The organism is Pseudomonas sp. 22189 (assembly GCF_052045635.1).
Classification (GTDB): domain Bacteria; phylum Pseudomonadota; class Gammaproteobacteria; order Pseudomonadales; family Pseudomonadaceae; genus Aquipseudomonas; species Aquipseudomonas parakoreensis.
Map to the genome: position 1 here is coordinate 82140 of NZ_JBQEPG010000024.1, position 6109 is coordinate 88248.

The 6109-nt window shown below is 57.3% G+C and carries 7 protein-coding genes; 3 read left to right on the forward strand and 4 right to left on the reverse strand.

What is annotated here, in order from left to right; genetic code table 11:
• Positions 1-8: 8 nt before the first annotated feature.
• Positions 9-527 (reverse strand): DUF1993 domain-containing protein, encoded by a 519-nt coding sequence (locus tag ACTJKS_RS22305; RefSeq protein ID WP_108182890.1) that lies wholly within the window; start codon positions 525-527, stop codon positions 9-11.
• A gap of 124 nt (positions 528-651) precedes the next feature.
• A complete protein-coding gene (locus ACTJKS_RS22310; protein ID WP_041074696.1) occupies positions 652-1044 on the reverse strand; it encodes a MerR family transcriptional regulator in 393 nt (130 codons plus the stop codon).
• Positions 1045-1118: 74 nt separating this feature from the next.
• On the opposite strand from ACTJKS_RS22310, the gene ACTJKS_RS22315 reads away from it, so the two are divergent.
• Positions 1119-2198 (forward strand): SDR family oxidoreductase, encoded by a 1080-nt coding sequence (locus tag ACTJKS_RS22315; RefSeq protein WP_108182889.1) that lies wholly within the window; start codon positions 1119-1121, stop codon positions 2196-2198.
• A gap of 145 nt (positions 2199-2343) precedes the next feature.
• Here the strand turns inward: ACTJKS_RS22315 and ACTJKS_RS22320 are convergent, their stop codons facing one another.
• On the reverse strand, positions 2344-3465 hold the full coding sequence (locus ACTJKS_RS22320; protein ID WP_108182888.1) for an SMP-30/gluconolactonase/LRE family protein: 1122 nt from the start codon (positions 3463-3465) through the stop codon (positions 2344-2346).
• Positions 3466-3699: 234 nt separating this feature from the next.
• On the opposite strand from ACTJKS_RS22320, the gene ACTJKS_RS22325 reads away from it, so the two are divergent.
• Both ACTJKS_RS22325 and ACTJKS_RS22330 read left to right on the forward strand, forming a co-directional pair.
• A complete protein-coding gene (locus ACTJKS_RS22325) occupies positions 3700-4815 on the forward strand; it encodes a saccharopine dehydrogenase family protein (protein ID WP_108182887.1) in 1116 nt (371 codons plus the stop codon).
• Positions 4816-4817: 2 nt separating this feature from the next.
• A complete protein-coding gene (locus ACTJKS_RS22330) occupies positions 4818-5309 on the forward strand; it encodes a DUF2269 family protein (protein WP_108182886.1) in 492 nt (163 codons plus the stop codon).
• Between the two features lie 8 nt (positions 5310-5317).
• On the opposite strand, the gene ACTJKS_RS22335 is transcribed toward ACTJKS_RS22330, so the two are convergent.
• Positions 5318-5770: a thiol-disulfide oxidoreductase DCC family protein gene (locus tag ACTJKS_RS22335; RefSeq protein WP_108182885.1), complete on the reverse strand. Its 453-nt coding sequence runs from the start codon at positions 5768-5770 to the stop codon at positions 5318-5320.
• Positions 5771-6109 lie beyond the last annotated feature (339 nt).

The following is a 6109-nucleotide window of genomic DNA, read 5'->3' on the forward strand; positions in this document are numbered from 1 at the left end:
CGCTGCAATTACTTCCTTAGATACGCAAACATGTGTTGCACATAATCCGCCTTGCCCAGCGGCACACCGTTGTGGCGCAGGATGTTGTACGCGGTGATCAGGTGAAAGTAGAACTGCGGCATCGCCCAGTCCACGGCGTATTCGCGGCCGGTCATGTCGAAGGCGATGCCGTTTTGCAGTTCGAGGGCGATTTTCTTGTCCGCGCTGGCGTCAATCTGCGCCGGATCTGCCGCCGCCAGCATCTCCAGTGTGCTGTCGATCAATGCCTTGGCCGCCGCCATGTTTTCGGGCGGTGTGAGCTTGGTCAGCGGTTGTTGTGTTAGCCGCTGCACGGCGTCCTGTGCCTGGGTGCAGGTGTATTGAACCTGCATCGCGAGGTTGTGCATGTCCGGGGCCAGACGTGCGTCGAGCAGAACTTGCGCGTCGTAGCCGCGCTCAAGGGCGTAAGCCTCGCTCTTGGACAGGATGGCCGCCAGCGAGCGCAACATCTGAGCGAAACGAGGAAGGGTCATTGCATGGATCGACATGGTTATTCCCTGTGTAGTCATTCAAAGGTGAGACCTCGGTGGCGAAGGGTAGTCGATTCGCTGTCGAAAATAACCGCGACAGCACACTTTGCGCAGGAGCCTCCCCACGGCATTTGCCGTAGGATCAATGATTGGCAGCGTCGCTCAACTGTTGAAGCTCAAGTTGCCTGGCAGCACTCGCTTCAAGGGTCGCACGCTCTACATCCAGATACCGATGAATGCTTTGGAGGTTGGCAATTTTCTGTTTGATTTCGGCCATCTTCTTTTCAATCAGCTTCGCGCCGTCAGCACAATCGATCAGCTTGTTGCGCTGCGCATCCAGAATCTCGCCTATTTCTCCCAGGGAAAATCCCATGCTTTGCGCGCGCTGGATAAAATCCAGATCCTGCAGGGTTTGCTCGGTGTAGACACGATAGTTGTTGGTTTGCCGCAGCGGTGAGATCAGGCCGATTTGCTCGTAGTAACGCAAGGTATGACGGCTGGCGCCGCTGCGAGCCTCGAGTTCGCCGATTTTCATGAAAACACCGCTTGACTGTAGAGTTGGGTCGATACTTTACGCTGGATTTCTCACCTTCAACAAGGAACAGGGAAATGAGCGTGGAGTGCTTTGTCACGGGGGGAACCGGCTTTATCGGTCAACATTTGCTGGCGAACCTGAGTGCAAAAGGTCACACCCTTCGGGTGTTGATGCGTCGCCCGGAGCGGCTGGCTGCGTTGCGCGAGCAAGTTGATAGTTTAGGCGGGTGCGCGACACGGGTATTTGCCGTGGCTGGCGATCTGGAACAGGACAATCTCGGGCTGAGCCTGGCTGATCAGGAGGTGCTGAGGCGCGCCAGCGTCATATTCCATCTGGGCGCTCACTTCGCATGGGGGCTTTCGATGGAGCAGTCTCGTGCGGTGAATGTGGCGGGGGCAAAGCGTGTGGCGCTGTTGGCGGCTGAGCAAAAAAGCCGTTTAGTGATGATCGGCGGCTACATGCTGAACAATCATGAACATCTGCAACGCATCGGCATTGATCCTCGTCAGCCGGAGTTGACGAATTGGCCCGCCGTCTACCGACGTGTCGGTGGATACGAGGCAAGCAAGCTGGAGGCGCATTTTGCGACCCAGCAGGTCATGTCCGCCAAGGGTGGTGAGATGACCGTTGTCCACCCTGCGACGGTCTGTGGCCACAGCCGCACCGGGCATATCCTTGACGGTCAGCCGCTGGTGGCGCTGATATGCAACCTGGTGCAGGGCAAGATGACTGCAGTGCCCGGTACCGCCGAGCACTGGCTGCCACTGGTCACCGTGGATTATCTGGTCGAACTGGTGGCTGTTTGTGCTTTTGATCCTGCCATGGTGGGCCAGGAACTGCTGGCGCTTGATGATCAAACGCCAAACTTGCGAGAACTCCTGGCACAGGTGGCTAAACCTTTGGGCTTGAAGTCTCCCAAACATCACATTTCACTCCGACTGCTGAAGTGGCTACTGAGTATTCCTCCGGTCGCGTGGTTTTTGAATACAAAACCCGAAGCCTTGGACTTTATCCAGACCACTCGTTTCAACACCGCGGCGGTCGAGCAATTTGCCAACAGGCATCGAATAGTCAAACCGGACATACGTCAGGCTTTGCAGCACACGGCAACGTTCGTCAACGCGTATTACATAGCCAAGGGCCAGGCACTCTGACGTCTCCCTTGGGCGGCGCCGTCGATACAGGGCGGCATTCTATCGAACGACCATTCAGCGACAAGGATCGTCACCGCGCAGCCTCGGATGCGCGGCAGGATCTTGTTTCGATACTCACGGAACTATCGCTAGACCAACGTCGATTTTACAACGCAAACGTAGTCCCACGCGTATTTACAAACAACGAGTAGATCGAGTGACTACTGGCCATGAACAGTCGATTGCCTTCGCGTCCGCCGAAGCACAGGTTGGGGCAGCGCTCTGGCAGCGAAATGTGCCCGATGGCCTTGCCCTGCAAATTGAAAACGCGCACGCCGTCGAGTTTTTCCAGGTCGGCCTTGGGATCACCATTGCCGCCCCAGCCACACCACAGGTTGCCCGCTTCGTCGCATTTGATGCCGTCAATCGCGGCATAGTCCAAGCCTTCGATGTGCTTGCGGCGTTCGCCCAGGGTGCCGTCGTCTTTCACCGCAATCGCCCAGATCAGGCGATTGGGCTTGGCGCGACCTTCGACGACATACAGGGTTTTTTCATCGGGAGAAAAGCACAGGCCGTTGGGGCCGTTGAGGTCGTCGATTACCCGGGTGACTTTTTGGCTCTCACCGTCGATGCGGTACACGGCATGGGGTTGGCTCGGGGTGACTTTGTGGCCTTCGTAGTTGTTGCCGGTCTGGAATGGCGGGTCGGTGAACCAGATCGAGCCATCACTTTTGCAGACGATGTCATTGGGCGAGTTGAAGGGTTTGCCGTCGAAACTGTCAGCCAGCACGGTGCTCGTGCCATTGTGTTCGGTGCGCGTGATGCGGCGCCCTTCGCTAGTGGTGGTGGAACCTTCGCAAACGATCAGACGTCCTTGACGATCCCGGCACATGCCGTTGGAGAAGTTTGAGTGTTCGCGGTACACGGTGAAGGTGTCGGTGATTTCGTCCCAGCGCATGATGCGATTATTGGGGATGTCGCTGACCAACAGATACCGGCCATCACCGACCCACACCGGTCCTTCGGCCCAGCGCATGCCGGTGGCGAGTTTTTCAACACTGGCGTTGAAAATACGCAGGTCCAGGAAGCTGTCGTCGAGGATGTGAATCAGTGGATCAGGGTAACGCTGACTCAAGGGTTCGGCGGCATCGGAGAAGCGGGGCAGTGCGGCACTGCCGACGGTGGCGAGCGTGGCGGAAACAGCGAGCGACTTTTTCAGGAAACTGCGGCGGGTATTGCCTTTCGCTTGATCAAGGCTTTCAGGCTTGGCGGACAGGAATGAGTCCATGTAGCGATCTCCGTGGTTTTATTTTTGTTGACGAGACGTAGTAATACCTTGTGATAAGACATCGTACAAGTTGATATGCGACTGCGAGCGCTGCATGTTATCCCGGTGAGTGGAATCGATCTGGCCGACACGGAGCTGACTCTACCGACGCTGTCTTGCCTGGCCCGGTGATATCAGGGAAGCTGCGCCGAGCCCGGTTGCGGGGCAGTTGTTGAATTGTTCAGGGAAGCGTTGATGGCACTCAGGGTGTTGGTGGTTGGCGGGTATGGAAACTTTGGCAGCATCGTTTGTCGGCATCTGATCGACATGCCGGGCATCGAACTGGCGATCTCGGGGCGCGATCCGCAGAAGCTGGAGCGCAAGGTCGCTGAGTTGGGGGCGCGCTGCGAGCGCTGGTGTGGTGACGCAATGGGCGCCGGGTTCGCCGCTGCTCTGCGTGCAATGAATATTCAACTGGTGATCCACACGGGCGGTCCGTTTCAGGGGCAATCCTATGCGGTGGCCGAAAGCTGCATCGAAGCGGGCGTCAACTATTGCGATCTGGCGGACTGCCGGACGTTCGTCAATGGCATCGGCGTACTCGATGCCCGAGCGAGAGAGGCCGGTGTCGCCATCCTCAGTGGTTGCAGTTCGGTGCCGACGCTGTCGTCGGCGATCATCGATGAGCAGCGCCATCGCTTCAAACGCATCGACTCGATCGAGCACGGCATTTCCTCGTCAGCGAAAATGCCGGGGTTGTCGACGATCGAGGGTGTGCTGGCGTATGCGGGCAAACCGATCCGCCAACTGCGCAATGGTCAAGTGCATGAGGTGATGGGCTGGGAAGACCTGACCCTGCGCAAGCTGAAGAACCTGGGCACTCGTGCGCTGGCCAATGTTGATGTACCGGACATGGACATCTTTGCCAGCCGGTTTGGTGCGCACACGTTGAGTTTCAAGGCTGGCGCTGGCCTCAAGCTTGGCGGCGTGGCCAATTATCTGTTTGCACTGGCGATGAGGAAAGGGCTGGTGCGTGACCACAGGGTGTGGGCTGCCAGGTTGCATCGCTGGGGGACATGGTTTGAGCGTTTCGGTGATGGCAAAAGTGCGATGTATATAGATGTGCGGGGTGTCGGAATGAACGACCTGCCGTTGTCGATGACGGCGCAACTGACCGCGCTGAATGACAAGGGGCCGGAGATCCCTAGTTGTGCTGCCGTCGCTCTGGCCGCGAAGATCGACCGAGGTTACCTGCCCGAACCGGGTGCCCGTCCTTGTGTCGGTGAGATCAGCGTCGACGAATACATGGCAGCGATCAACGATCCGCAGAATCTTTGCCTGTCTGTGATGTTCTCTGACGGGATGTGGTGAGCATGCTTTATCTGAGCGTGAAGTACGTGCATGTCATCGCTGCGATTTTCCTCTTCGGCTTCGGCATGGGTTCCTATCTGTACCTGATTGCCGCCAGCCGTACGGCCAATCCACAAGTGATCGCGCATGTGGCGAAAATGGTGGTGCGTTATGACGCCTGGATCACCACGCCGGCGGGCTTCATCCAGATCGCGACGGGTTACTGGCTGACAAGGCTTTCCGGGTTGCCCTTGACCACGGACTGGGTGCTGATGTCGCTGATCCTGTTCTTGATAGTGGGATCGCTCTGGCTGCCGGTGCTGTTGCTGCAGAAACGTTTGCAAGGGATGGCGGCGGACGCGGTGCAATATGGGGCAGGGGTTGATGCTGATTACCGGGCTGTTTATCGACAGTGGTTCTGGATGGGCGTTTGCGGGTTTCTCGGGATGTTCGTGATTGTCTTGATGATGGTGACGAAAATGACGCCGGGGCAGTGGCTGCAGTTGATGCTTTAGCGGAGCATTCATATTGGCGACTTGAGAAAGCGACGTTCGTGATCGGGGTCGGGCAACAGGCAGGTGTCGTACTTGCCGAAGATCCGATAGCGATTCAGTGCCACGCGGTCGTAGGTCCAGTCTCTAAGTGCTCGTGGGAAAACTCGCAGAAGCCTGACCGGCGACCAACGAGCCGGCAGTTGTGCAATGACTTCGAAGAACGCATCGGAGCGCACCCAGTAATGCTCGTCGCGGATCACCGCCATCGTGTCGAACTCGTCGACCGGAAGACCGGCCCATGCCAGCAACGCCTGACCTTCTGGCGATTGCACTGCCGCCAGGCGCACTCGCTGCTTGTTGTCATGACGAATCAGAAAACGCGCCCAGCCGTTGCATAGCTTGCAGACACCGTCGAATAGCACCACGGTCTCGCCTGGATTGAGCAAGGGGGCTGGAGTGGGGCGTATTCGGGAATCGGGCATGGGGGGGCGATCCAGGCAGTTGGGCTGTCATTGTGAAGCATCACCGGAAATTGTTTCAGGTGATGGACCGTATGCTGCGCATCCGCTGACGTTGCGTCTATATATAAGCAGGCTTTTCGGTGCATTGATAGAAAACTGAAATTAACGGTTGACGGCAGATTCTGGAGGTCTATAATTCGCCCCACTTCCGGCGCAGTCGAAACGGAAAACTCCTTGATATTCAATGAGTTGCGAGGTTTTCGACAGTGGGTTGCTTCAGTTCATCGAAGCCTGGAAGGAGTTGAAAGAGCGGTGATGTTTGGCTCTTTTGACGGTTCGATCTTCTCGGTCGAAAGCGGT